Raw genomic sequence first — 24,218 nt, 5'->3', positions numbered from 1 at the left:
CGGCAATCGCACTGTCGCTTCCGGACGTCGCGCGTGCACGTGCGCCGAATGTTTTGTTCGCACCATCGAATGGCGGAGCCGAAACTAACATCGGTGTTAGAATCGCGCTGGTCGCGCGAGGACAATGTAAGGGGCAGGTCAGCGTCAATGCGTGTAGCCCGAATGAGCGAAGCGATATCCGGGATCCTTCCTTCCGCATATCGCGGAGCCCGTCATCGGGCGTGCATTTCGCGCGAGCCGTTGGCTCATGCGGGCTGCAAGTGTCGCTACTTCTGCTCCAGGTGCCAGGCGCCGTCCCAATCCGCCGCCGGCGGATTTTGCCTGAACGCTGCGACGCGTGCCTTCATCGTGATCGACGGTCCGTCGCCCGGCGCCGCAGCCAGCGCGGCCGCGAAAGCTTGCTCGGCGTCGTCCCAGCGGCGGTCGCGATAGGCGGCGAGACCATCGGCGTAGCGCTGCCGCAACTCGGTCTGCGCCGGCGTCAGCTCGTCCTTCTTGCCGAGGATCTCGAACACGGCGACCGGCTGGGTCTGGCCGACGGCGACGAGGCGGTCGACCTCGCGCAGCTCGATGGTCGCGGCGCAGGCGCTCGCGGTGGTCTCCGAGATCAGGCTGCGGCTGCCGTAGAACTTGTTGGCGCCTTCCAGCCGCGAGGCGAGGTTCACGGTGTCGCCGAGCACGGTGTAGCTCATCATGAATTCCGAGCCGATGCTGCCGACCAGCGCTTCGCCGGTGGCGATCCCGATCCGGATGTCGCAATCGGCCGGGATGGCGCGCACGCCGAGCAGTTCGGGCAGATCCTTGCGCAGCTGGTTGACCTGGCCGATCATGTCGATGGCGGCAAGCGCGGCCAGATGGGTCTGTTCGGATTCCTCGACGAAGGGGGCGCCCCAATAGGCCATGATGGCGTCGCCGATATATTTGTCGATGATGCCGCGATGCGCATGGACCGGCGCCGACATCGTCGACAGATAGAGGTTCATGATCTTGACGAGGCCGCGCGGCGTCACGCCTTCGCTCAGGCTGGTGAAGCCCTTCATGTCGCAGAACATCACCGTCATGATGCGGCGCTGTCCTTCGGTGGCGGCGATCGCCGGCTGCTCGAGCAGGCCCTCGGCGATCCGCGGATTGATGTAGCGGCCGAAGGTCTCGCGGATGCGCTGGTTGTGACGCAGCGTCTCGATCATGCGGTTGAAGGCGGCGGAGAGCTGGCCGATCTCGTCCTGGGTCGTGATCGCAATTGTGCCGTCGAGGCGGCCCGCTTCGACCTCGCGGGTGCCCTCCAGCAGCCGCATCACTGGGCGCGTGATGCCGCTGCCGACCAGCATCGCGAACACGAAGCCGAGGATCGCGGCAATCGCGGTCACGACACCGGAGATGATGATCGCCCGCTGCTGGGCACTCATCACCTTCGCGGCGGCCGAAGCGACCTGCGCCAGCATGTCGGTGCGAATGCCTTCGATCTTGTTGTTGAAGTCGTCGCGCAGCATATCGGCGCGCAGTGTGGTCGCTTTCGCGGCCGCAAAGTCCTGGGCGTCGAGCTGGTCGAGCAGTGTCTTGTTCTCGGCGTTCAGGCGCATCAAGAGATCGTTGACGGCATTGTCGATGCGGTCATCGAGGCGCCCGAGGGCGGCGTTGTCCGACGGGGTCGAGGGATCGGCGATGATCGAATCGATCAGCACGCGTGCCGCATCGGCCTCGCGCTTGATCGTCGGCTCGATCTCGTCGAAGGTCTTGCGCGCCGCGTCGTAGCCGCTGGCTTCCCCCGGCGCCTGCATCTTCGCCATCATCATCCGGCGCATCGCCAGGGACCGCTCCAGCGAGCGGATGTTGACGCGGGCGAGATGACCATAGGCGGGGATGTAGCGGTTGGTGAGCTCATCCAGGAGATGGCCGACCTGGCCCGCCATCACCATCGACAGCAGCGAGGTGATCACCGCGAGGACGATGAGTCCCGCGGCGATGCCGACGATCTTCTGCCTGATCGAATTGCGAAACATGCCCAGCCCGGCCGCAACTGCAATAAGCGGATCACCCCCGCCATGGCGGCGAACCAGCTAATAGAGTTCCGCGGGCCGCGGTGCAAGCGACCGGCGTGGCCGGTCTCGCCGCCGGACCGGGGCGGGCGTCGGGGGCTAGCGCAGTCCTTCGTAGACCATCAGGCCGCGCGCGATGGCGAGCTTGCGCAGGGTCCGCGGCACCAGCCGCTCCTGGGGATGCAGGTAGCGCCACGAGGTCAGGACGAGGTCGTGCAGCCGGGTGACGTCATCCTCGAATGGGGCGAGCAGGCCGGTCAGGCTCGCCGGCATATGGACGCGGGCGGTGAAGGGCAGCAGCAGCAATTCAAGGTGCGCCTTGGAGCCGGTTTCGGTCGTGGCGGTGATGCCGGCGATGGCCGGCAGGGTCTCTTCGACGACGCAGGTGATGATGTCCTCGATCTCGCCGCGGCTCTCGCCGGTAAAAAGGGCGGAAAAGCTGCGGTTCTTGAGGTCGCAGCCGAGCAGGGCGGAGGTGCGGGTGCCGGCGACGCGGAACGGAAAGCGGGTCTCGCCGTCATAGGACAGCACGAAGATGTCGGACAGCAGCTCGCGCACCGCGGACGGTTCGAACTCACTCCGGTCGGGTGCACGCGCAGTGCCGCGCTTCGCATTCCAATAGGCGAAGAAATCGCGGCTCGAGCTGTGTTTCATCTAAAGAACCTTGCCCGGCACCCGGCTCGGCGGGACACATCTGTCCCGGTTTTGCTCAGGCGCCTTCCCTTCTCTGTTGTGCAGGGAAGGCTGTGCAGCGTCCATGCCGTGGCCGCGGTTTGGGCGGCTTATCGGCAGCTTTGTGTTGTTAACGTAAATTTAACTATGTCCTTGGCGTCGGTGGAACCAGCGCGTAGGGTCCGCGCGTTCCCGTTCGCCGGCTGCCCCAAGCGCCGGCGTGGTTGGTACACAGGTGGCGTCAAACAGTTTGGTCACCGTGCGGGGAGGGGTGGGGATGTTCTCCCGATCCCTCTGGGGCACGAGAAGACCAGCCGAGCAGGGAGGGCGTTCTCAGCGCCCTCCCTATTCTTTTGTCCCGATCGCTTTTGTCTTGATCCCACGCGGCGACACCCCGTGTCCGATTTCGGGATTGTGCACTTGCACAGCGGTATGAAAGCCGCCTATCTGGGATGCACAGCCGCGTGCGAGGTCGCCGACCCCTTGGACTCCCATCCCGATTCCCCGCTCGAGCCGCCGCCGGAGGCGCCGCGCGAGCCGATCCTGACCTTGCCGCCGGCGCTCACCGCCTACATCCTCCTGATCGCGGTGATCCATCTGCGGGTGCTGCTGCCGCCGGAGATGGAAAACTGGACCATCGACGTCTTCGGCTTCATCCCGAAGCGCTACGATTCGACGCTGCTCGACATCACCTTCCCGGGCGGAGACGGCGCCAAGGTCTGGACCTTCGTCACCTATTCGCTGCTGCACGCCAACCTCACCCATATCGGCTTCAACGTGCTGTGGCTGCTGCCGTTCGGCAGCGCGCTGGCGCGGCGCTTCGGTGCGGTGCGGTTTTTTGTCTTCATGGCGGTGACGGCGGCCGCCGGCGCGCTCGCGCATTTGTTGACCCATGAGCACGCCATTGCGCCGATGATCGGCGCGTCGGCCTCGGTGTCGGGGACGATGGCTGCGGCGATGCGCTTCGCCTTTGTGAAGGGCAGCTTCCTGTCGTTCAGCCGCGGTGATGCGGACGCGGCCGCCAAGGTGCCCGCGCTGTCGCTCTGGCGGGCGCTGCGCAACGGGCGGGTGCTTGCGTTCCTGGCGATCTGGTTCGGCGTCAATATCCTGTTCGGCGCCACCTCGCTGTCGCTCGGTGCCGAGGACGCGAGCGTCGCCTGGCAGGCGCATATCGGCGGCTTCCTCGCCGGGCTGTTGTTGTTCTCGCTGTTCGATCCGATTCCGCGCGCGCGAGATGATGCTGCGGATGCGTCGTCGCTGGACCAGTCCGGCCGCGTCTGATCGCCGCTTGCGGCTCGGTTCGAATTCCATCATCATCTTTGCGACACAGAACAAAGCGGGCCGACACATCGAGCCCAGCTATCGACCGCGCCCCGGAACCGAAATCGGCGCGGAACTGTTGATTGAAGACTCTGGCGAACAGGCTCGGCCCCGCTGAAGCGGGCGCGAGCGGATTCAGGGAGGCGGCAATGACGGTACGTTCCATTCTCGATGCAAAGGGCCATCAGGTGATGAGCGTCGCGCCCGGCGCGAAGCTCTCGGCCGCGGTCAAACTGCTCGGCGAGCGCAAGATCGGCGCCGTGCTGGTGATCGAGCAGGGCCGGATGGAAGGCATCCTGTCGGAGCGCGACATCGTGCGCGTGCTGTCAGAGCGCGGCGCGGGCGTGCTGGACGAACCGGTGAGCGCGGTGATGACCAAGAAGGTCGTGAGTTGCCGCGAGTCCGATACGGTCAGCGGCCTGATGGAGATGATGACCACCGGCAAGTTCCGCCACCTCCCTGTCGTCGAGGACGGCAAGGTGGTCGGGCTGATCTCGATCGGCGACGTCGTCAAGCGCCGCGTGCAGGAATATGAGCACGAGCAGGAAGCGCTGCGCGACTACATCAAGACCGCCTGAGCAAGACCGCGTAAGCGCTACTTCCCGGTGGTGCCCGCGCCGTTGGACGGCGGCACCAGGATATCGATCGCTTCCTCGATCGCGCCGATGGCGCGTTCGGCCGCGCGGATGCCGTGTGCGATAAGGTCGTCGGCGCGGTGGAAGTCGAACCAGCCGATCTGACCGACGCGCGGCGAGATCAGCATGTCGGGCGGATCCCCGGCGAGGCGCGCACGGGTGATGCGGTCCTGCATGATATTGAAGGCGTCGACCATGACGCTCGAGATTCCGGGCCGGCTGGCGCTGCCGAAGAACTCCCGCTTCACGGTCCGTTCGGCGGAGAAGAAGCGGCCGAACCGCCGCTTCGGAGGTTCCGGCTCGATCTCGGCCTCGGCAGTCACCGCGACCGTCACCTCGGGCGCGGCGGACGGCCCGTGATTGTAGATCGTGGTCGAGTGCGCGAACACGTCGCTGGAGAGGTTCGCTGCAATGACGATCTCGGCGCCGAGGGCGCGGGCGGCCGAAACCGGCACCGGATTGACCAGCGCGCCGTCGACCAGCCAACGGTCGCCGATCAGCACCGGCGCGAAGATGCCGGGCAGGGCGTAGGAGGCGCGCATGGCGTCGACCACGCGGCCCTGGGTCAGCCAGATCTCGTGCCCGGTGCGGACTTCGGTTGCGACGCTGGCGAACTTGACCGTGAGGTCCTCGATCATGACCTGGCCCAGCGCGGCCTCGATCTCGGCGGCGAGCTTGGCGCCGCCGATCAGGCCGGAGCCGTTGAGGCGGATGTCGAGGTAGCCGAGCACGCTGCGCGGCTGCAGGCTGCGGGCCCACTGCTCCAGCTTGTCGATATGGCCGGCCGCATAGGCGCCGCCGACCACCGAGCCGATCGAGGTGCCGACCACGACGTTGGGGACGATGCCATGGGCGAGCAGGGTCTTGATGATGCCGATGTGGGCAAAGCCGCGTGCGGCGCCGCCGCCGAGCGCAAGCCCGATCACCGGCCGGCGAACCGTTCCCAGTCCTACCTTGTCGGGGCCGTCGGAGCTCTTTTGGCCTCGGCCCATCCAGCTATCCAACACGGCAAATCTCCTGCCAGCGCGAGACTAGGCCGCGCGGCATGGCTGCGCCAGCGTCGTCCGGTTTCATGGTTATTCCCCACAGGCATGATTCATGCCCCGGGTGGACCGCGGTAGGCAGGGAATGTGACTTGACCGCGACGATAGGGCTAACATCGGCTTGATCGTGCGGTTCCAAACCGGGGATGGCGCCTCCGAGACTGTGACAAAGCATTGGAAGAAGGCTTGAATTTGCCGCGTTTTCGTTGAAAAGCATGATGATGACTTCGAGGGGCAACGGCATCGGCGGATGCGGGCGGGGCATGCGGCTCCTTCCGCTATTGACGCTTGCGGCATTTTTGCTGGCCCTGGTCCCAACTTCCGTGTCGGCGCAGTTCTTCAGCGACCGGCCGCCGCCGATCCCGCCTGCCTCGGTTCCGGACGTACCGTCCGGCCCGGCGCTCAATCTGGCGCCGCCGTCCGGGCCCGGTTCGGGGCCGATCCTGCCCGGTCCGCTGACCCAGCCGACCATCGTCCAGCCGTCGATCGCGACCGTGCCTCCGGTGACGCCGCCGGCCGGCTCGCCGACCGCCGGGCAGGCGGTGCTGTCGCTGACGGCGCGATACGGCAAGGACCTGCCGGTGATCAATGCCGGGCTGGTGTGGCGGGTTTTCGCCGACAAGCCGGATGACAACGGCACCTACAAGCTGATCCGCGAGGAGCGCGGCGCGACGCCCAACGTCGTGCTGCCGCCCGGCAACTATGTCGTCCATGTCGCGCTCGGCCTCGTCAGCGCGGTCCGCGCCGTCAGCCTGAAGTCGGAGACCGACCGCGAGTCCTTCGTGCTGCCGGCCGGGGGCCTGCGGATCGAAGGCCGGGTCGGCTCCAGCAAGATCCCGGCCAACCAGATTTCGTTTGCGATCTACAAGGGCAGCCAGTTCGATGGCTCGGACCGTGGCCCGCTGGTGCCCAACGTGTCCGCCGGCGACGTCGCGCTGCTGCCGGAGGGCACCTACTACATCGTCTCCAACTATGGTGACGCCAACTCGGTGGTGCGCTCCGACATTCGCGTCGGAGCGGGCAAGCTCACCGACGTCACGGTCACGCATCGCGCGGCCGTCATCACCCTCAAGCTGGTCAGCGAGAAGGGCGGCGAGGCACTCGCCAACACCGCATGGTCGGTGATCACGCCGGGCGGCGACGTGATCAAGGAATCGATCGGCGCGTTCCCGCGCGTCGTGCTCTCCGAAGGCGAGTATCGTGCGATCGCCAAGAACGAGGGCAAGGTGTTCGAGCGTCCCTTCAACGTCGTCAACGGCGTCGATGGCGAAGTCGAGGTCGTGGCGCGCTGACGCCCGGCCGCGCTGCATTCATGCAGCTGTCATAGTCTCTAACGTGAACTAACCATCGCGCCAATTTGAGCTGTCATAATCGCTGGCGGCGACGCACGGGCTCGCTATTTTTACATGGCGTTAAGCCGCGGCATGACTTGGATGCCACGGGGACTAAAGCGCGCTGAGTTCAAACTGTGTCGTCATCGCGCCTTGGCTTTTTGCTTGAGCATGATCCCTTCGGAAAGCTGTGTCGCACTTTCCGGATCATGCTCCGGCGTTTGCGTGAACGGGGCGTGCCATGATCATGGCCAACAAGAAATCAGCAACGACTTCGGCCAAGTTCAATTCCGAGATGTTCGCCGACGTTCCGGTTCTGCAACGCAAGTGGCAGGCGGCAGTCCGTCCCGGCGAAAAGCTGCCGCATTATGAAGACGTGATGCTCGGCAGTCTCGGCCGGCTCGCGGATCACATCGTGCTGTTGCGCAACGTCGACGGCGTGCTCAGCGTCTCCCACACCGGCCGCTATGTCCAGACCTGGCTGAACGACGAGCGTTGGGACATTCCACTCAGCGCGCTGCCGCCGGACTGCGCGACGGCATTGACCGAAGCTGCTTCGAATGCGCGCGAGAACTGCCGGCCCTATCTCGCGTCGGCGCATTGCGTGCGCGACGGTCTGGTGCGGACCTTCGACGTGCTGGCGCTGCCGACGCGGTCGCGCTGGGGCGGCATCCTGGTCGGCGTCTATGTCAACGAGCGCAATGCGCAGTACAATCTTCTCGATACGATTTTCTCGGCCACCGACGAGGGCGTGCTGTCGCTCGCTGCGATCCGCGACGCGCGGGGCGAGGCGGCCGACTTCCAGATCGTGCATCTCAACCAGGGCGCCGCAAGGCTCCTGATGCAGCCCGCGACCGAATTGCTGTGGCGCCGGCTCAGCGCCGGCGGCAATCCGCTGGCAGCGCCGGCGGTGATGAACCGCCTGCGCGGATTCGTGGGAAGCGGATTCGTCGGCAACGGTCCTGGCGGCCAGTTCGAGATCGACAGCGGCGATCGCTGCCTGCGGCTCGGCGTCACGGCATTCGGCGACATGCTGTCGCTGACCGTCTCCGACGTCACCGCGCTGAAGCAGCGCGAGCAGTCGTTCCGCCTGCTGTTCGAGAACAACCCGATGCCGATGTGGGTATTCGACGCCGGCACGATGGAGTTCCTCAGCGTCAATGACGCCGCCGTTCAGCACTATGGATACAGCCGGGAGAGATTTCTCGGCATGACGCTGCGCCAGATCTGGCCGGAGGATGAGTGGGCCATGCACAGCGCCGCCTTGCGCGAGGTCGGCGACGTCTATCAATCGAGCCGCGACTGGCGGCACATCAAGGCTGATGGCACCGAGATCCATGTGCTGACCTTCGGACGCAGGGTGGCGTTCGAGGGCCGCGACGGCTATCTGGTCGCGGTGGTCGACATCACCGAACGCCGCGCCGCCGAAGCGCGGATCGCGCACATGGCGCACCATGACGGTCTGACCAACCTGCCGAACCGCGACTTCTACCAGGAGCGCCTGCGCGAGGCGCTCGAGCGCAGCCGGTCCGGCAATCGGCGCGTCGCGGTGATGTGCATCGATCTCGACCTGTTCAAGAACGTCAACGATTCCTTCGGGCATCCGATGGGCGACCGGCTGCTCAAGCTGGTGGCGGAGCGGCTGCGCGAGGTGGTCCGCGACGACAACGTGGCGGCCCGTCTCGGTGGCGACGAGTTCGCGATCGTGCTTGCCGCGGATGTCTCGCCGAACGAAGCGAGCGCTTTTGCCGAGCGGCTGATCGATGCCCTGAGCGCGCCCTACAAGATCGACGGGCTCGAGGTCGTGGTCGGCGCCAGCGTCGGGATCGCGCTGTCGCCGGGCGACGGCACGACGTCGGAGGACCTGATGCGCAATGCCGACATGGCGCTGTATCGCGCCAAGTCCGACGGCGGCGGCGTGCATCATTTCTTCGAGCCGGAGATGGATCAGCAGGCGCAGAAGCGCCGCGACATGGAGCGCGATCTGCGCGCCGCCTTCAGCAACGGCGAATTCGAGCTGCACTACCAGCCGCTGGTCGACATCGCCGCCGACCGCATCAGTGGCTTCGAGTCGCTGCTGCGGTGGCAGCACCCGCAGAAGGGCATGATCTCGCCCGCGGAGTTCATCCCGGTTGCGGAAGACATCGGCCTGATCGTCGCGCTCGGCGAATGGGTGCTGCGCGAGGCTTGTGCCGAGGCGATGAAGTGGCCCGCCGACGTGAAGGTCGCGGTCAATCTGTCGCCGGTGCAGTTCCGCAGCCGCAATCTGGTCCAGGCCGTGATTTCGGCGCTGGCGCATTCCGGCCTGTCGGCGCGGCGGCTCGAGCTCGAGATCACCGAGTCGGTGTTCCTGGCGGAGACCGAGGCCAATCTCGCGATCCTGCATCAGCTGCGCGAACTCGGCGTCAGCATCTCGATGGACGATTTCGGCACCGGCTATTCCAGCCTGAGCTATTTGCGCAGCTTCCCGTTCGACAAGATCAAGATCGACCGCTCCTTCGTGAAGGACCTCGCGCGGCGCTCCGATTGCCTGGCGATCGTGCGCGCGATCTCGGGCCTCGGCCGCAGCCTCAAGATCACCACGACCGCGGAAGGGGTCGAGACGACCGACCAGCTCGACTGGCTGCGCGCCGAAGGTTGCAACGAGGTGCAGGGCTTCCTGTTCAGCGCAGCACGGCCCGGGCACGAGATCGCGGCGTTGATGAGCGGCTTTGCGGCGCGCGCGTCGAAGGCGGCGTAATTCTCCACTCGTCATGGCCGGGCTTGACCCGGCCATCCATCATTCTTCAGAAGATTCTTTCGGTAGATGGATTGCCGGGTCAAGCCCGGCAATGACAGATCTGCGGTTTCAGAACCGCGTCACGATATCCGACAGCACCGGACGCGGGCGATCCTCGCTCGGCTTGGTCGGGGTCCCGATATGAATGAGCCCAGCGAGCTTCTCGTCCGGCTTCAGGCCGAGGCCGTCGAGCACGTCGCGGTCGAAGGCGAACCAGCCGGTCAGCCAGCAGGCGCCGTAGCCGAGCGCGGTCGCGGCGGTGACGATGTTCATGGCGCTCGCGCCGGCCGATAATTCCTGCTCCCACGGCGGCACCTTCGGGTGCGGCCTGGTGAAGGAGACCACGCCGATCACCAGCGGCGCATCGGTCAGGCGCTTCTTCTCGACCTCGATGTCGGAGGCCGGCGCGCCGGGATTCTTGCGGGCAAACACCTTCGCGATCACGTCGCCGGCGCGGGCGCGGGCCTCACCCTCGAACACGATGAAGCGCCAGGGCGCCAGCTTGCCGTGGTCGGGCACGCGCGCACCGATGGTCAGGATGGTCTCGAGCTCGGCCGCGGACGGGCCCGGGCCGGTCATCTCGCGCGGTTTCATCGAGCGGCGTGTCTTCAGGAGTTCAATGGCATCGGGCACGGAAATGTCCTTCAAGTGGAGTCGTGCCCCCAAGATGGGGGCACGACCAAGCCTGCGAAAGCCAGTTTAGACCGATTGTGAAGATCAGGCGACGGATCGCGCCCGCTTCACGTCCGGCGGCGTCGCTTCATCCACCAGGGCGGCGATCGCCTCATCGGTCGGCATCACGGTCTGGCGCTCGCTGCCGAGGCGGCGGACCGAGACCGAATGCGTCTCGGCTTCCTTCTTGCCGACGACGAGCAGGGCCGGGATCTTGGCCAGCGAATGCTCGCGGACCTTGTAGTTGATCTTCTCGTTGCGCAGGTCGATCTCGACGCGCAGGCCGGCGCGACGCGCCGCCGCCGCCACCACCTTGGCGTACTCATCGCCCTCGGAAGTGATGGTCGTGACCACGAGCTGGGTCGGCGCCAGCCAGAGCGGGAAGTTGCCGGCATAGTGCTCGATCAGGATGCCGATGAAGCGCTCCATCGAGCCGCAGATCGCACGGTGCACCATCACCGGCGCCTTCTTCGAGCCGTCGTGGTCGATGTAGAACGCGCCGAACCGTTCCGGCAGGTTGAAGTCGACCTGGGTCGTGCCGCATTGCCAGTCACGGCCGATGGCGTCGCGCAGAACGTATTCGAACTTCGGCCCGTAGAACGCGCCTTCGCCCGGATTGATCTCGGTGCGGATCCGGTTGCTGCCGTTGGCCTTGATCTCCGACAGCACGGTCGCCATCACGCGCTCGGCGTGATCCCACATCTCGTCGGTGCCGACCCGCTTTTCGGGCCGCGTCGAGAGCTTGACCGTGAGCTCGCCGTCGAAGCCGAAATCGGCGTAGGTCGACAGGATCAGCTCGTTGATCTTGAGACACTCATCGGCAAGCTGCTGTTCGGTGCAGAACACATGGGCGTCGTCCTGGGTGAAGCCGCGCACCCGCATCAGGCCGTGCATCGCGCCCGACGGCTCGTAGCGATGCACGACGCCGAACTCGGCGAGCCGCAGAGGCAGATCGCGGTAGCTCTTCAGCCCGTGCTTGAAGATCTGCACGTGGCCCGGGCAGTTCATCGGCTTCAGCGCGAACCAGCGCTTGTCCTCGGCCTCGTCGCCGGCGGACTGCGCTGCGAACATGTTCTCGCGGTACCAGTCCCAATGGCCGGAGGTCTCCCACAGCACCTTGTCGAGGATCTGCGGCGCATTGACCTCACTGTAATCGCCGAGCAGCCGGCGCCGCATATAGGCGATCAGCTGCTGGAAGATGGTCCAGCCCTTAGGGTGCCAGAACACCACGCCGGGGCCTTCCTCCTGGAAATGGAACAGGTCGAGCTCGCGGCCGAGCTTGCGATGGTCGCGCTTCTCCGCTTCCTCGATCTGCTTGAGGTAAGCGTCGAGGTCCTCCTGCTTGGCGAATGCGGTGCCGTAGATGCGGGTCAGCATCGGATTGTTGGAATCGCCGCGCCAATAGGCGCCGGCCACCTTCATCAGCTTGAAGGCGTTGCCGATCTTGCCGGTCGACGTCATGTGCGGGCCGCGGCAGAGATCGAACCAGTCGCCCTGGAAATAGATCTTGATCGGCTCGTTGCCGGGAATCGCGTCGACCAGCTCGACCTTGAAGGCCTCGCCCTTGTCGCGGAACACCTGCTTGGTCTTCTCGCGATCCCAGACTTCCTTGGTGAACGGCTTGTCGCGCGCGACGATCTCGCGCATCCGCTTCTCGATGGCGGCAAAATCTTCCGGGGTGAACGGCTCATTGCGGAAGAAGTCGTAGTAGAAGCCGTTCTCGATCACCGGGCCGATCGTGACCTGGGTGCCCGGCCACAGCGACTGCACGGCTTCGGCGAGCACATGCGCAGCATCGTGCCGGATCAGTTCCAGCGCGCGCGGGTCTTCACGGTTGATCAACTCGATCCTGGCGTCGGCTTCGATCGGATCGTTGAGATCGGCGAGCGTGCCGTCGAGCGCCATCGCGACGGTGCGCTTGGCGAGCGAGGGCGAAATGCCTTTGGCGATGTCGAGGCCGGTGGTCCCTCTCGGGAAATCGCGCCTCGCTCCATCAGGGAAGGTGAGGGCGATCTTGTTCACGGGTTCTGCGGGTTTGAGGTTAGAGAGGCTGTACTGGAATCCGGAACCGGATTTGGGCGTGTCTGCCATCGAGGTCTCCTGTAGCTCACTCCTGCGAACGAGCGCAGGTAAGCGGAAAGCAGCGGTATAGCAGGGGATTTGACGCCTGCAATCCGGCAATATCAAGAAAATGGGCCTCCGGCCGCACCGATTCGAGAGCAGCTCGCCTGCACTTGGCGGCACCAAGCGTTGCGACGCTGCCGATCATCGTTTAACGTCAACTGTCCACTTTCCCGCCATCGCGCGATCCGCAAGGTTCATGTTTTCCCGTCTCCTGCTTTTCGTGGCGTTGCTTCTGGTCCCGGGCATCTTGCGGGCGGAAGAAGCACCGGTCGAGAAGGCCGGCTTTGCGAAGAAGCTGACCATCTACCTCGCCAAGGGACCGGCGAATGCCTGCGGCGCCGGTTGCGATCGCTGGATCGCGATCGAAGGCGAGATCGATCGGGAAGCCGCGCAGCGGATTCGCACCTTCCTTTTTCCCATCAAGGACAAGCAGCTTCCGATCTACCTCCATTCGCCAGGCGGAAATGTCGAGCAGTCCTACGCGATCGCGCGGTTTCTGCGCACACACAAGGCGATTGCCCGGGTCGGTCGCACCACCGTGCCGGCCTGTTCAACGGGCACGCAGACCGACGCTGCCTGCCTGAAGGTCAAGGCTGCGAAGGGGGAGGTCGAGGCCGAACTCACCACGCGCAACGCGATGTGCGTTTCGGCCTGCGCCTATCTGTTCGTGGGCGCGACCGACCGTGAAGTGGCGCCCGACTCGGTGCTCGCGGTGCATAACTCGAGGCTGATGTTCGTGGTCCACGGCCATCCGCCGCCGCAGGTCGTCGCCGACTTCAGGCGGCGCGAGATGGTCAGCGCCGATCGCGACCGCAACCTGTTCCTCGCGGCGATGGGAATCAGCCATGAGCTCAGCGAGCTGATCCGGACCGTGAAGTTCGAGAACCTGCACGTGCTGACGCGGCCGGAGCTCTATCGATTCGGAATTGATACGCGGCCGCTGCCGCAAACGCTGTGGGCAGTGGAAAAGGAAACCCGGCCCTATGTCCGCAAGATCGCGCAGCAGAAGAAGGGCGACGGCAGCACGTTCCGCATGATGGAGTGGCGGCTGTTCTGCGAGAACAAGGATCGCGGGCGGTTGATGTTCGTGCGCGAGTTCGACGAGGGCGCCGCCGGCAGAAGCACTGTCGTGATGATGGCCGGCGCCACCAAGGCGATCGCATTCGGCAGGTTGCCGGCGCGGTTCGGCAAATACGAGGTCTGGAGCGACCCGGTGGGGTCGGACATCGTCAAGGCGATGCTGGCGGTCGCGCATCTGCAGATCGGCGAAAGCACGCCGTCGTCGGGCGGCAAGTCCGATTCCAAAGCCGATCCCAAAGCCGATCTCAAGCCTGACTTCGCGACATTCGATATCGACACGACCGGGCTGGAGCAGGGCTGGGCGCAGCTATTGGCGTCGTGCCCGGTAACGAGCGCCGGCCCGAAGCCCGCGAGCCCGCTGCCGGCCGCTGTGTCGCCGAGCGTCAACGCGGTGCCGGCCGCATCGCCGTCGCCGTGAGCGCAAGAGGCGCCATTCGATCAGTTGCCACCAATCACGTGCTATGCATTTAGATGCAGTTGCATTGATTTCGGGGTCTGCTATCAACGCGGCGTGAAACGCTTCGCTCCCACCGCATTGATGCTCGGCAATATCGTCACCGGCTGCTCGGTGCTGGCGCCGGCCGGCATGCTGTCGGAGCTGTCGAGCGGGCTCGGCGTCACGATCCACGCCGCGGGTCTGTTGATCACCTTCGGCGCGATCGTGCTCTGCGTCGGCTCGCCGGTGACGGCGTGGCTGACCAGCCGGTTCGAGCGGCGTGCGCTGCTGACGGCGACGCTTCTGGTGCTGACGCTGACCAACGCGGCATCGGCCTTCGCGCCGGACTACGACAGTCTCTTGATCATCCGCTTGGTCATGCTCGCGGTCGGTGTCCTCTACACGCCACAGGCCGCCGGTACCGCGGCGCTGATCGTGCCGGTGGAGAAGCGCGGCAGCACGATCGCTTATATCTTCCTCGGCTGGTCGCTCGCCGCTGCGATCGGGCTGCCGTTGATCACCTTCATCGCAAGCCGTTACGGATTTCGCGTGACCTACGGCGCGATCGCGCTGACCGGGCTCGTGAGCTGCCTGCTGCTGTGGTGGCGGTTGCCCGGCGGGTTGCATGGCGCGCCGGTCGACCTGAGGACCTGGGCCGATCTCGGCCGCAATCCGACCGTCATTCTGCTGCTGTCGATCACGACGTTGCAGATGTCCGGCCAGTTCGTGGTGTTCACCTTCATGGGGCCTTTGCTCGGCAAATTGACCGGTGCCAACGCGGACGCCGTCGGCATCGTGTTCGCGCTCTACGGCATCTTCGGGTTCGTCGGCATCGCGATCGCGACCCGCATCGTGGATTCTTGGGGCGCCTGGAAGACGTCGGTGCTGTTCACGGTGCTGCTGCTCGCGGGCGTCGCCGGCTGGGCACTGAGCGCCGGCGCCTACGCAATGATGGCCGCCTCGGTTGCGGTGTGGGGCCTCGGCTTTGCGTCGACCAATTCGATGCAGCAGGTGCGTCTGGTCGGCGCGGCGCCGACGCTCGCATCGGCGTCGGTGTCGCTCAACACCTCGGTGCTCTACATCGGCCAGGCCATCGGCTCCGCGATTGGCGGATTGCTGTTCGCGCGCGAATGGCTCCACAGCGCGGGCTATGTGGCCACGGCCTTCGTCGCGGCGGCCCTCGCGGTCGTGGTCATGACGCGGCCGCGACAGACGGTGCGCGCTGCCGCAGCCGAGTGAGGCTCTTGCTTTAGCGCGGCCCTCTGCGCGAATCGGCGCCCATGTCGATCGAATGCTCCTAGTCGGCGATCCGGGTCAGGAACGCCTTGAAGCTCACGCCCGGCAGCTGCAGCGCTTCGCCCTCGAAATCGACCATGTCGCCGTTCGCGGTGCCCTTCAGCATCAACGTGATCATGTCGGTCCCGAACAGCGGCCGGAAGGCGGGATCGGGATTATGCCGCTGGGTCGAGACCTTGACGTGAATGCCGTCACCGCGGTCGGTGTAATTGCCGACGAAGGCAAAGGCCGAGTTGCCGCCGCGCAGCTTGCCGCACGTCGCGTAGAGCACACCGGTGCCGGTGCCATGTACGGTGTGAAATTCGAGCTTGTACAAGCCTTCCTGCAATGCCCACCCCCGAGAAAAACATTTGTCCCAATAGTTGCAGCCTATGGTGCATGCGGGATGCAGACAATGCCGCACGGCGCGGATCGCTCGGTCGTCAACACCACATGGGGTGAGGTCAGCAGATGGACCGAGGCTTGGTACTGTGGCTGTTCGCGCTGCGCGTCACCACTTCACGCTCTGGCTGGGCACGATGAACGCCGTCGTGCTCGGCTTGCTCGGATTGTGGGTGAAGTAGCCGTAGGCGGCAACGATCACGACCAGCAGGGCAAGCACCGCCAGCAGATCGATCTGCCGGGGATCGTGCCCGTTGTGGCTGAGTTTCCAGCGCATTGTTGTTTCCTCCCCGAGGGGATCCCATGCGGGCGATGAAACAATGCGCCAAGTATCGCCACAGTTCCGCCGGAACAGCTATGCGCGTGGCGTTGGGGAGCGCCGCAACAGATCAAGCGTCGTTGACGCCGCGCCAGCGGCCGTAACGCCACGGCAGATACCAGTGTGCCCCAGGCGGCCTCGTCTGCGGGACATTATCGATGCCGGAGGTTCCCCAGGGCTGGCAACGCAGCAGGCGCGCCAGCGTCATCCACCCGCCGGCCCAGAGTCCGAAGCGCTCGATCGCCTCATCGCCATAGACCGAGCAGGTCGGCAGATGCCGGCAGTTGTAGCCGACCAGCGGCGACAGCGTGTGTCGGTAGATCCAGATGAGGGCGCGGCCGAGATTGCGCGGCATGCGGCGCATGGTGGTGGCACAGTCCATGCATCGCGGATGGTGTGTCGTTGAACGATCGGTCGGTGACATACGCAAGTATGTACGTAATCTTGCGGGGGTTCCAAGCTAAGGAACTGTTCAATTGCAGATATTTACGCCACAGTTGGCCATTACTGCACAGCACCGGTGGCGCTGCAGCAAGGGCTCTATGGACGACCCAGGTCGGCAACGCTACCGTTCCCATTACGCGCCGATGACAGATTCGTGGCGCATTGCCATGGGGCCATTGCCACCGCTCGCATCACCGAGGGCTTGGGGGAAGGAACCAAATTGAGGCTCGCGAACTCGCTTTCATTGCGCAGTTGGGTGCTCACCGGCGCCGTTGCCCTTTGCGTCGCGGTTTCCGGTACCGCCGCACGGGCGGGCAGCTCCACGCAGACCAGCTCGACCCTCGAAGAACGCAAGCTGCCGATGAAGTTCAGCTGGATCGCCTGCCAGCCGAATTGCCGCGGCTGGGTGTCGGCGGTCGGCATCATCACGGCCGACAGCCCCAAGGAATTCGACGAATTCGCGCGCAGCCGCCAGCTCAGCGGCGCCACCATCGTGCTCGACTCCAGCGGCGGCTCGGTCAACGAGGCAATCGCGCTCGGCCGCCGCTTCCGCGGTCTTGGCGCGCTGACTACGGTCGGCACTAGCGTCGTCAATGCGGCCGTACAGGGCGACCGCGCCAGCGTGCTGCCGGATGCCTATTGCGAGTCGATGTGCGTGTTCCTGCTGTTGTCGGGCAAGACGCGCTATGTTCCACCGGCCGCGCACATCCGGGTTCATCAAATCTGGATGGGCGATCGCGCCGATGACGCCAAGGCCGCCAGCTACACCGCGCAGGACCTGATGATCGTCGAGCGCGATATCGGCCGTCTTGCCAAATACACCTTCGAGATGGGTGGGGCGGGTGAGCTGTTGTCGCTCGCACTCAGCGTGCCGCCGTGGGAAGACCTGCACGAATTGTCGGCGGCCGAATTGCGGCTGACCAATCTCGTCACCACCGATGCAGTCGCCGACGTGCTGCCGCATCAGGACAACGCAATCCCGGTCGCCGATGCGAAGCCGAAGAACGCCGATCGCTTCGCGAGCAGCGCGATGGAAGGTGAGGCGCTGCCGCAGGCCGCCAAGGCGACCAAGACCGCGGAGGCCGTGGTGCCGACCGGCGGCACCGCCGCGCCGGCGCCGGTCCAGCCGTCGCAGTAAGGTTGAGGCTGGCGGTCGGGCTTATGCCGGCTGCTTTGCCTTGGCCTCGATCTGGCCGATCGCATCGACCACGGCATCAAAAGTCAGCAGGGTGGAAGCGTGGCGGGCCTTGTAGTCGCGCACCGGCTCGAGCAGCGCGATGTCGGCCCATTTGCCGCTCTGCGGAGGCTGGCCGTTCTCCTTCAGCATCTTGCGGACGGTCTCGCGCAATTCGCGCAGCTCATCCGCGGTCGACCCGACCACATGGCTTGCCATGATCGAGGAGGAAGCCTGGCCGAGGGCGCAGGCCTTCACGTCATGTGCGAAGTCCGTCACCACGGGGCCGTCCATCTTGAGGTCGACCTTGACGGTCGAACCGCACAATTTCGAATGAGCGGTGGCACTGGCGTCCGGCTCGGCCAGTCGTCCGAGGCGCGGAATATTGCCGGCCAACTCAATGATCCGCTTGTTATAAATGTCGTTCAGCATGGGGGTAGATGCCTGGTTCCGGCTGCGCCGGGCGCTCTTGGCGGCTGGGTCTCACCGTCCTATATATGAACGGCATCGTCCGAAACATAGCCCGGCTATGCTTCCACCGCGGGCCACTTGCGCCGCGGCGGTGCTACAAAGATGGGACTCAGGCGCCCGGCGGTTCGACGATCCGCCCCGTCTGCCCGGTGACACATCCGGCCAAAGGCAAATGCCTGGCCGGTCGAACGGAGAAGACATGGACGCCTTGATCAAACCGATTCGCCCCAACAAGCCGGCCGACGCGAAGGCCACCGAGCTCGATCCTGCAGAATTCATGGCAGCGGCCGTTCGCGCCGACCAGCCGCGCCCGTCGCGGGCGGAGGCCGAGGACGCCGTGAAGACTTTGCTCGCCTATATCGGCGAGAACACCGGCCGCGAGGGCCTGCTCGACACGCCGCGCCGCGTCGTCGAGGCCTATGACGAGCTCTATCAGGGCTATCATCAGTGCCCCGCCGAAGTGCTGAACCGCACCTTCGGCGAGACCGCCGGCTACGACGATTTCGTCCTGGTCCGCGACATCGAATTCACCTCGCAGTGCGAGCATCACATGATGCCGTTCTACGGCAGGGCGCATATCGCCTACACGCCGGTGGAGCGCGTCGTGGGTCTCTCCAAGCTGGCGCGGCTGACCGATATCTTCGCCCGCCGCCTGCAGACGCAGGAGCATCTCACCGCGCAAGTCGCGGCCGCGATCGACGAAGTGCTGAAGCCCCGTGGCGTTGCGGTGCTGATCGAGGCGGAGCATACCTGCATGTCGGTGCGCGGCGTCGCCAAGCATGGTGCGTCGACCTTCACCAGCCGCTTCACCGGCATGTTCCGCGACAATCCGGCGGAGCAGCAGCGTTTCCTGTCCCTGGTGCGAGGACCGAGCCGGTAACCTCGCATTTTCCCAAGCGAGGTTTGCCGTGTCCGCATCGACCCACGATCACGACCGCGAAGAAGGGCTGGCCTTCCAGCCCAAATTCGACGCGACAGGTCTTGTGACCTGCGTCGCGACCGATGCCGCGACCGGCGACGTGCTGATGGTCGCGCACATGAACGACGAAGCCCTGCGCAAGACGATCGCGACCGGCGAAGGCTGGTACTTCAGCCGCTCGCGCAATGCGCTGTGGCGCAAGGGCGAGAGCTCGGGCCAGACCCAGCGCGTGATCGAGATCCGGATGGATTGCGATCAGGACGCGGTGTGGATCAAGGTCGAGCAGATCGGCGCCGCCTGCCACACCGGACGGCGCTCCTGCTTCTATCGCGCCGTGAAGGGCGAGGGCGGCAATGTCAGCCTGTCCTTTGTCGACGCCGAGCGGCTGTTCGATCCGGCGCAGGTCTACCGCAAATAGCGGGTCCTGCTCGGCTCTCTGGATCTTAACGTGCCATTAACCATAATTGCGGCAGGTTGTCGGGACATGGGTGCCGATTGCCGGCGCCCGGCAAGGCACCCGGACAGATGGCGGTCGACCTCTTCAATGCGACGGCTTCGGCAGGTGTCGATGCTTCGCGCCTGAAGGTCGCCGGTTCGATCAAGCAGGCGGCCGCGACCACCGGCACGAGCTTCGAATATTTGCTCACGACCGCGAAGATGGAATCCAATTTCAATCCGCGGGCGGGCGCCACGACCTCGTCGGCGCATGGGCTTTATCAATTCATCGACCAGACCTGGCTCGGCACCGTCAAGGAGGCCGGAAGCCAGCTCGGCTACGGCCAATATGCCGACGCCATCACCAAGAATTCCGACGGCAGCTATTCGGTCAGCGATCCCTCCGCGCGCAACGCGGTGATGAAGTTGCGCGACGATCCCGATGCGGCGTCGTCGATGGCGGCGGTGCTGACTCAATCCAACAGCTTCAAGCTCACCGGCACGCTCGGCCGTCGTCCGACCGATGCCGAGCTCTATATGGCGCATTTCATGGGCGTCGGCGGCGCCGGCAAGCTGATCTCGAACGCCGAGGACAGTCCGAGCGCCAATGCCGCCGCGATGTTTCCGAAAGCGGCCGCCGCCAACCAGTCGATCTTCTACGACAAGTCGGGCAGCGCGCGCAGCGTCAGCCAGGTCTATTCGGTGTTGACCACACGCTACGCCGCGGCTGCGAATTCGAAGGACACGCGCACGGCCTTTGCCGCGGCGGGCGGCGACACCATGAGCCCCTACGCGATCGCGAGCGCTGCGCCGACACAAGCGCCGGCCATGGACACCGCGTCCTATCTTTCGACCTTCCCGAATGCCCGCGCGGCCTCATCGGCCGGTGCGACCTCGGCCGTCGCATCGGCACAGCCGGCGCCGGCCTTCCGCTCGCTCTACCAGGGCGGCGACCGTTCGGAGCCGATCTCGCCGGCGGTGCAGGAACTGTGGGGCAATTCCGCATCGCTGACCACGTCGGCGACGCCAAAGGTCCGCGCGCCCGGGCGGCTTGATCTGTTCAGCGACCCGAACGGCACCTACAGCAGCGGCTAGCGTTGCTGTCTCGCAGGTGCGTTGGCGCGCCGTGGCCATCTTAACGAAACGTCAATAATCCCAAACGTTTATGGTGAACCCTTTGTTAAGCGTCATGGTTTATTTTTCCTTGTAGTTGGCATCGTAGGTCGATGCCGTCTCGTTGCGTAAGCCGGCAGGACCATGATCGTTCGGCAGTTCATTAGTTGGATTAGGACCGCTCCAGCAGGCGAGCGGGCAGAGGCGACGCGGGCGTTGGCCCGGGCCTGGCTCATTTCGGATCTCACCGAGGACGACCGCATCGCAGCCGAAGGCGCGCTGCTGATGCTGCTCGACGACCCGTCGCCGTTGGTGCGACAGGCGATGGCCGAGGTATTTGCATACAGCGCGGAGGCGCCGGCTACGATCGTGCAGGCGCTGTCGGCCGACCAGCCGGCGATCGCGCTGCCGGTGCTGGAGCATTCACCGCTGCTGATCGATGCCGACCTGGTCGACATCGTCGCGACCGGCTCCGACGAGATGCAGTGCGCGATCGCGCGCCGCGCCAATCTGCCGGCCTCGGTCGCCGCGGCGATCGCCGAAGTCGGGTCGGCGGCAGCCGCGCTCGAGCTGATCGAGAATCCCTACGCCGGGCTTGCGCCGTTCTCCTGGGACCGCATCGTCGAGCGCCACGGCCATCTCGCCGCCATCCGGGAATCGATGCTGCATCTGGAAGATTTGCCGTCGGCGACGCGGCTCGCGCTGGTCGCAAAGCTCTCCGACACGCTGGCGCAGTTCGTCGTCGCGCGAAACTGGCTCGGCGCCGACCGCGCCGACCGCATCGCCGGCGAGGCGAAGGAGCGCTCCACGGTGAACATCGCCGCGCGTGCCTTCGGCGACGACATGCAGAACCTGATCACGCATCTGCGCGCCACCGGCCAGCTCACCGCCGGGTTGATCCTGCGCGCGCTGCTGTCGGGCAATCTCGATTTGTTCGGGGCCGCGCTCGCCGAATTGTCCGGACTGCCCTATGGCCGGGTTTCCGCGCTGTTGAATGACCGCGGCGGCAACGGCCTGCAGGCGCTGCTGCGGCGCGCCGGCCTGCCGGAATCCACCTACGCGGCGTTCCGCGTCGCGCTCGAGGCCAGCCACGAGGTCGGCTATGTCGACAGCGGCGACGGTGCCGCGCGGCTGCATCGCCGCATGGTCGAGCGCGTGCTGACCCATTGCGAGACCGATCATTCGGCCGCCGAACCGCTGCTGATCCTGCTGCGCCGCTTCGCGACGGAATCAGCCCGCGAGGATGCGCGCATGTTCTGTGAGGAGCTCGCCGCGGAAGACGCGGTCGCGGTGCTGCCTTACGACGACGATCTGATCGCGGCCTGAGGGCCGCGTTTTCCCGTGATCGACGATGATTGAAGCCGTGGCCGCCGCCGCGGCGCGCGGCTATTCGCCGGGTACGATGCTCGGCGCGAGGATGGCCTCGAGATGCTCGGGGCGGTCGCGGTTGGCGTGGGTCAGGAATTCATCGGCGATACCGCGGAGCTGCTTGCTCAGCACGCCGGCCACGACCGCGGTGTCGAGCTTGGTGCGGTTCCGCACGATCGCCTGCACGGCGTTGATGTGGTGGGCAATCAGCTGCGCCGGCACCGTGGCGAGGTCAGGCGCGTGCTCGATGATGCGGCACAGGCTTTCGGCTGCCGCCGCCGCCGAGGGATAACCGAATGTCGCGGCATCGCCCTTGATGTCGTGCGCGGCGCGGAACAGCTCCTCGCGCGTCTTGTCGTTGAAGCCCTCGCGCTGCACCGTGGCGTGCGCGGCGGAGAGGCGGTCGGCCTCGATCGTCATCCATTCCTTGAACTCGCCCGACAGCCCGGCGAGCGCCTTTTCGGCGCGGCCGACCGGATCGTCGAGATCGCTCTCGGGGACGCGCAGCAGCACCTTGCGCAGCGGGTTCGGCTGCGTGATGACGTGATGGGTGCCGAAGCTCTTGACCTCGATCGTCCCGGTTTTGTCTTTCGCCATGGCGATATCCTAAATGGTCGAGCGCGCCTTCTCGAGCAGCGACGGCTGTTGCAGGATTTCGACCTCGCCGCTGCCGCGGCGTTCGGGGCCGATATAGGTGTTGGTGGTGTTGCGGCGGCGGTCGGGACCGAAATAGGTCTTGGTCTTGATGAACGGGCGCGGATTGGCGACCACGTTCATGATGCGCTGGTAGAGGCCCTTGGCCGAGATCGGCTTGGCCAGGAATTCGGTGACGCCGGCATCGCGCGCCACCGTGACGCGGCGCTTCTCGGAATGCCCGGTCAGCATGATGATCGGCGCGTAGGGATTGCCTTTGGATTCCGGCTGCCGGATCATCTGCGCGAGCTCGAGCCCGTCGAAGATCGGCATCGACCAGTCGGTGATGACGATGTCGGGCACGTAATGGGTGTACATCTCGAGCGCGGTGGCGCCGTCCTCGGCCTCATACACCTCGCGCGCGCCGAACGAATGCAACAGCGTCCGCAGGATGCGGCGCATGTGCGGATTGTCGTCGCAAATCAAAAATCGCAGCTTGTTGAAATCGATGCGATACATGGTCCGGTCCCGAACGGGCATACCGGGCCAATGCGGTATTACCCAGCGTTAACCATATCCCGCCCGGGGTTAATGATTGGTTGCCGGGCAGGGTGGGGCCGTGCGCCGTCAGTAGCCGAACTGCTCGCGCAGGATACGCTCTTCGAGCGAGTGGCCGGGATCGAACAGCATCCGCATCGCGATCGTCTTGTCGGACAAGACCTCGACCCGGCGGACATCGCGGACCTCGTCATGGTCGGCGACCGCGGCGACCGGGCGCTTCTCGTCCTCGATTACCTCGATCACCACGAAGGCGGAATTCGGCAGCAGCGCGCCGCGCCAGCGCCGCGGCCGGAACGCGCTGATCGGGGTCAGCGCCAGCAGCGCCGCGTTGATCGGCAGGATCGGCCCCTGGGCGGAGAGATTGTAGGCGGTCGACCCGGCCGGCGTCGCCACCAGGATGCCATCGGCCATCAGCTCGGGCATCCGCTCATGCTCATCGATCAGGATGCGCAGCTTGGCGACCTGGTAGGTCTGCCGGAACAGCGCGACCTCGTTGATGGCGTGATGCAGATGCACCGCGCCATGGATGTCGGTCGCGCGCATCAGCAGCGGATTGATCAGCGACTCCCGCGAAGCCGCCAGCCGCGTGCGCAGATCGTGCGTCGAATATTCGTTCATCAGGAAGCCGACGGTGCCGCGGTGCATGCCGTAGATCGGCTTGCCGCTGCGCATGTTGGCGTGCAGCGTCTGCAGCATCAATCCATCGCCGCCGAGCGCAACCACAACGTCGGCATCGGCGGCCGAATGGTTGCCGTACATCGCGGTCAGCTGCTCGAGCGCCGTCTGCGCTTCCGAGCTCGCGCTGGCGACGAAGGCGATCTTGTCATACCGCTTGGAGCTAGCCATCGCTCACGAACTCGTTTGGCACGGAACACGCCGCGCTCGTCTATACATCCCGGGCGGCCTTGTCGAGATGGTCCCGTAAGAGACCCGATGCCCAACGGGTGCCGCCACACTAGCGCAGTTCGCTGGTGAT

Annotated in this window: 23 protein-coding genes; 11 read left to right on the top strand and 12 right to left on the bottom strand. The window is 65.5% G+C overall.

Features of this window, described 5'->3' with window-relative positions; all coding sequences use genetic code 11:
• Positions 1-266: 266 nt before the first annotated feature.
• The gene (locus tag ACOIX3_RS24995; RefSeq protein WP_420964708.1) at positions 267-2,000 is read right to left on the bottom strand and encodes an adenylate/guanylate cyclase domain-containing protein; all 1,734 of its coding nucleotides are present in this window, start codon (positions 1,998-2,000) and stop codon (positions 267-269) included.
• Positions 2,001-2,135: 135 nt separating this feature from the next.
• Complete coding sequence (locus tag ACOIX3_RS24990; RefSeq protein ID WP_420964707.1) at positions 2,136-2,690, bottom strand: PAS domain-containing protein; 555 nt, start codon at positions 2,688-2,690, stop codon at positions 2,136-2,138.
• A 501-nt stretch (positions 2,691-3,191) separates the two neighbouring features.
• Here ACOIX3_RS24990 and ACOIX3_RS24985 point away from each other — a divergent pair.
• Together ACOIX3_RS24985 and ACOIX3_RS24980 are read left to right on the top strand one after the other, a co-directional pair.
• Complete coding sequence (locus tag ACOIX3_RS24985) at positions 3,192-3,989, top strand: rhomboid family intramembrane serine protease (RefSeq protein ID WP_420964706.1); 798 nt, start codon at positions 3,192-3,194, stop codon at positions 3,987-3,989.
• Between the two features lie 188 nt (positions 3,990-4,177).
• Positions 4,178-4,606 (top strand): CBS domain-containing protein, encoded by a 429-nt coding sequence (locus ACOIX3_RS24980; protein ID WP_342728324.1) that lies wholly within the window; start codon positions 4,178-4,180, stop codon positions 4,604-4,606.
• Positions 4,607-4,623: 17 nt separating this feature from the next.
• On the opposite strand, the gene ACOIX3_RS24975 is transcribed toward ACOIX3_RS24980, so the two are convergent.
• On the bottom strand, positions 4,624-5,655 hold the full coding sequence (locus ACOIX3_RS24975) for a patatin-like phospholipase family protein (protein WP_420964705.1): 1,032 nt from the start codon (positions 5,653-5,655) through the stop codon (positions 4,624-4,626).
• 272 nt (positions 5,656-5,927) lie between these two features.
• Here ACOIX3_RS24975 and ACOIX3_RS24970 point away from each other — a divergent pair, with 272 nt between their 5' ends.
• Both ACOIX3_RS24970 and ACOIX3_RS24965 read left to right on the top strand, forming a co-directional pair.
• The gene (locus tag ACOIX3_RS24970) at positions 5,928-6,998 is read left to right on the top strand and encodes a hypothetical protein (protein WP_420971788.1); all 1,071 of its coding nucleotides are present in this window, start codon (positions 5,928-5,930) and stop codon (positions 6,996-6,998) included.
• A gap of 280 nt (positions 6,999-7,278) precedes the next feature.
• On the top strand, positions 7,279-9,777 hold the full coding sequence (locus tag ACOIX3_RS24965) for a putative bifunctional diguanylate cyclase/phosphodiesterase (protein WP_420964704.1): 2,499 nt from the start codon (positions 7,279-7,281) through the stop codon (positions 9,775-9,777).
• Between the two features lie 108 nt (positions 9,778-9,885).
• Here the strand turns inward: ACOIX3_RS24965 and ACOIX3_RS24960 are convergent, their stop codons facing one another.
• Both ACOIX3_RS24960 and thrS read right to left on the bottom strand, forming a co-directional pair.
• Positions 9,886-10,449 carry a nitroreductase family protein gene (locus ACOIX3_RS24960; protein ID WP_420964703.1) on the bottom strand — a complete coding sequence of 188 codons (564 nt, stop codon included), beginning with the start codon at positions 10,447-10,449 and terminating at the stop codon, positions 9,886-9,888.
• 84 nt (positions 10,450-10,533) lie between these two features.
• On the bottom strand, positions 10,534-12,579 hold the full coding sequence (gene thrS / locus ACOIX3_RS24955; protein ID WP_420964702.1) for a threonine--tRNA ligase: 2,046 nt from the start codon (positions 12,577-12,579) through the stop codon (positions 10,534-10,536).
• Between the two features lie 229 nt (positions 12,580-12,808).
• On the opposite strand from thrS, the gene ACOIX3_RS24950 reads away from it, so the two are divergent.
• Entirely contained in the window at positions 12,809-14,110 is a 1,302-nt protein-coding gene (locus ACOIX3_RS24950; protein WP_420964701.1) for an ATP-dependent Clp protease proteolytic subunit, read from the top strand.
• A gap of 120 nt (positions 14,111-14,230) precedes the next feature.
• Complete coding sequence (locus tag ACOIX3_RS24945; protein WP_420971787.1) at positions 14,231-15,367, top strand: MFS transporter; 1,137 nt, start codon at positions 14,231-14,233, stop codon at positions 15,365-15,367.
• Positions 15,368-15,425: 58 nt separating this feature from the next.
• On the opposite strand, the gene ACOIX3_RS24940 is transcribed toward ACOIX3_RS24945, so the two are convergent.
• The 3 genes from ACOIX3_RS24940 to yidD all read right to left on the bottom strand — a co-directional run bounded on the left by ACOIX3_RS24940 (position 15,426) and on the right by yidD (position 16,506).
• The gene (locus ACOIX3_RS24940) at positions 15,426-15,752 is read right to left on the bottom strand and encodes a GrlR family regulatory protein (RefSeq protein WP_176530465.1); all 327 of its coding nucleotides are present in this window, start codon (positions 15,750-15,752) and stop codon (positions 15,426-15,428) included.
• A gap of 162 nt (positions 15,753-15,914) precedes the next feature.
• Positions 15,915-16,082, bottom strand: coding sequence for a hypothetical protein (locus tag ACOIX3_RS24935; protein WP_420964700.1), 168 nt, complete (start codon positions 16,080-16,082; stop codon positions 15,915-15,917).
• 112 nt (positions 16,083-16,194) lie between these two features.
• The gene (gene yidD, locus ACOIX3_RS24930) at positions 16,195-16,506 is read right to left on the bottom strand and encodes a membrane protein insertion efficiency factor YidD (protein WP_207830661.1); all 312 of its coding nucleotides are present in this window, start codon (positions 16,504-16,506) and stop codon (positions 16,195-16,197) included.
• Positions 16,507-16,788: 282 nt separating this feature from the next.
• Between yidD and ACOIX3_RS24925 the strand changes: the two genes are divergently transcribed.
• Entirely contained in the window at positions 16,789-17,706 is a 918-nt protein-coding gene (locus ACOIX3_RS24925) for a hypothetical protein (RefSeq protein ID WP_420964699.1), read from the top strand.
• Positions 17,707-17,727: 21 nt separating this feature from the next.
• On the opposite strand, the gene ACOIX3_RS24920 is transcribed toward ACOIX3_RS24925, so the two are convergent.
• A complete protein-coding gene (locus ACOIX3_RS24920; protein ID WP_420964698.1) occupies positions 17,728-18,174 on the bottom strand; it encodes an iron-sulfur cluster assembly scaffold protein in 447 nt (148 codons plus the stop codon).
• Between the two features lie 238 nt (positions 18,175-18,412).
• Here ACOIX3_RS24920 and folE point away from each other — a divergent pair, with 238 nt between their 5' ends.
• From folE to ACOIX3_RS24900, 4 genes are all read left to right on the top strand, one after another.
• Positions 18,413-19,093 (top strand): GTP cyclohydrolase I FolE, encoded by a 681-nt coding sequence (folE, locus tag ACOIX3_RS24915; protein ID WP_420964697.1) that lies wholly within the window; start codon positions 18,413-18,415, stop codon positions 19,091-19,093.
• 28 nt (positions 19,094-19,121) lie between these two features.
• Positions 19,122-19,550, top strand: coding sequence for a phosphoribosyl-AMP cyclohydrolase (gene hisI, locus ACOIX3_RS24910; RefSeq protein ID WP_420964696.1), 429 nt, complete (start codon positions 19,122-19,124; stop codon positions 19,548-19,550).
• A 107-nt stretch (positions 19,551-19,657) separates the two neighbouring features.
• A complete protein-coding gene (locus ACOIX3_RS24905; RefSeq protein WP_420964695.1) occupies positions 19,658-20,662 on the top strand; it encodes a transglycosylase SLT domain-containing protein in 1,005 nt (334 codons plus the stop codon).
• 162 nt (positions 20,663-20,824) lie between these two features.
• Positions 20,825-22,006 (top strand): DUF2336 domain-containing protein, encoded by a 1,182-nt coding sequence (locus ACOIX3_RS24900; RefSeq protein WP_420964694.1) that lies wholly within the window; start codon positions 20,825-20,827, stop codon positions 22,004-22,006.
• 60 nt (positions 22,007-22,066) lie between these two features.
• Here the strand turns inward: ACOIX3_RS24900 and ACOIX3_RS24895 are convergent, their stop codons facing one another.
• The 3 genes from ACOIX3_RS24895 to ACOIX3_RS24885 form a co-directional block, all read right to left on the bottom strand.
• Positions 22,067-22,645 (bottom strand): Hpt domain-containing protein, encoded by a 579-nt coding sequence (locus ACOIX3_RS24895; protein WP_420964693.1) that lies wholly within the window; start codon positions 22,643-22,645, stop codon positions 22,067-22,069.
• A gap of 9 nt (positions 22,646-22,654) precedes the next feature.
• Positions 22,655-23,200, bottom strand: coding sequence for a response regulator (locus tag ACOIX3_RS24890; protein ID WP_092115128.1), 546 nt, complete (start codon positions 23,198-23,200; stop codon positions 22,655-22,657).
• A gap of 108 nt (positions 23,201-23,308) precedes the next feature.
• The gene (locus ACOIX3_RS24885) at positions 23,309-24,088 is read right to left on the bottom strand and encodes an NAD kinase (RefSeq protein WP_420964692.1); all 780 of its coding nucleotides are present in this window, start codon (positions 24,086-24,088) and stop codon (positions 23,309-23,311) included.
• Positions 24,089-24,218 lie beyond the last annotated feature (130 nt).

Source organism: Bradyrhizobium sp. B120 (assembly GCF_049075665.1).
Lineage (GTDB): Bacteria > Pseudomonadota > Alphaproteobacteria > Rhizobiales > Xanthobacteraceae > Bradyrhizobium.
The sequence above is the reverse complement of the archived record's forward strand: the minus strand, read 5'-3'. Positions and strand labels throughout refer to the sequence as shown.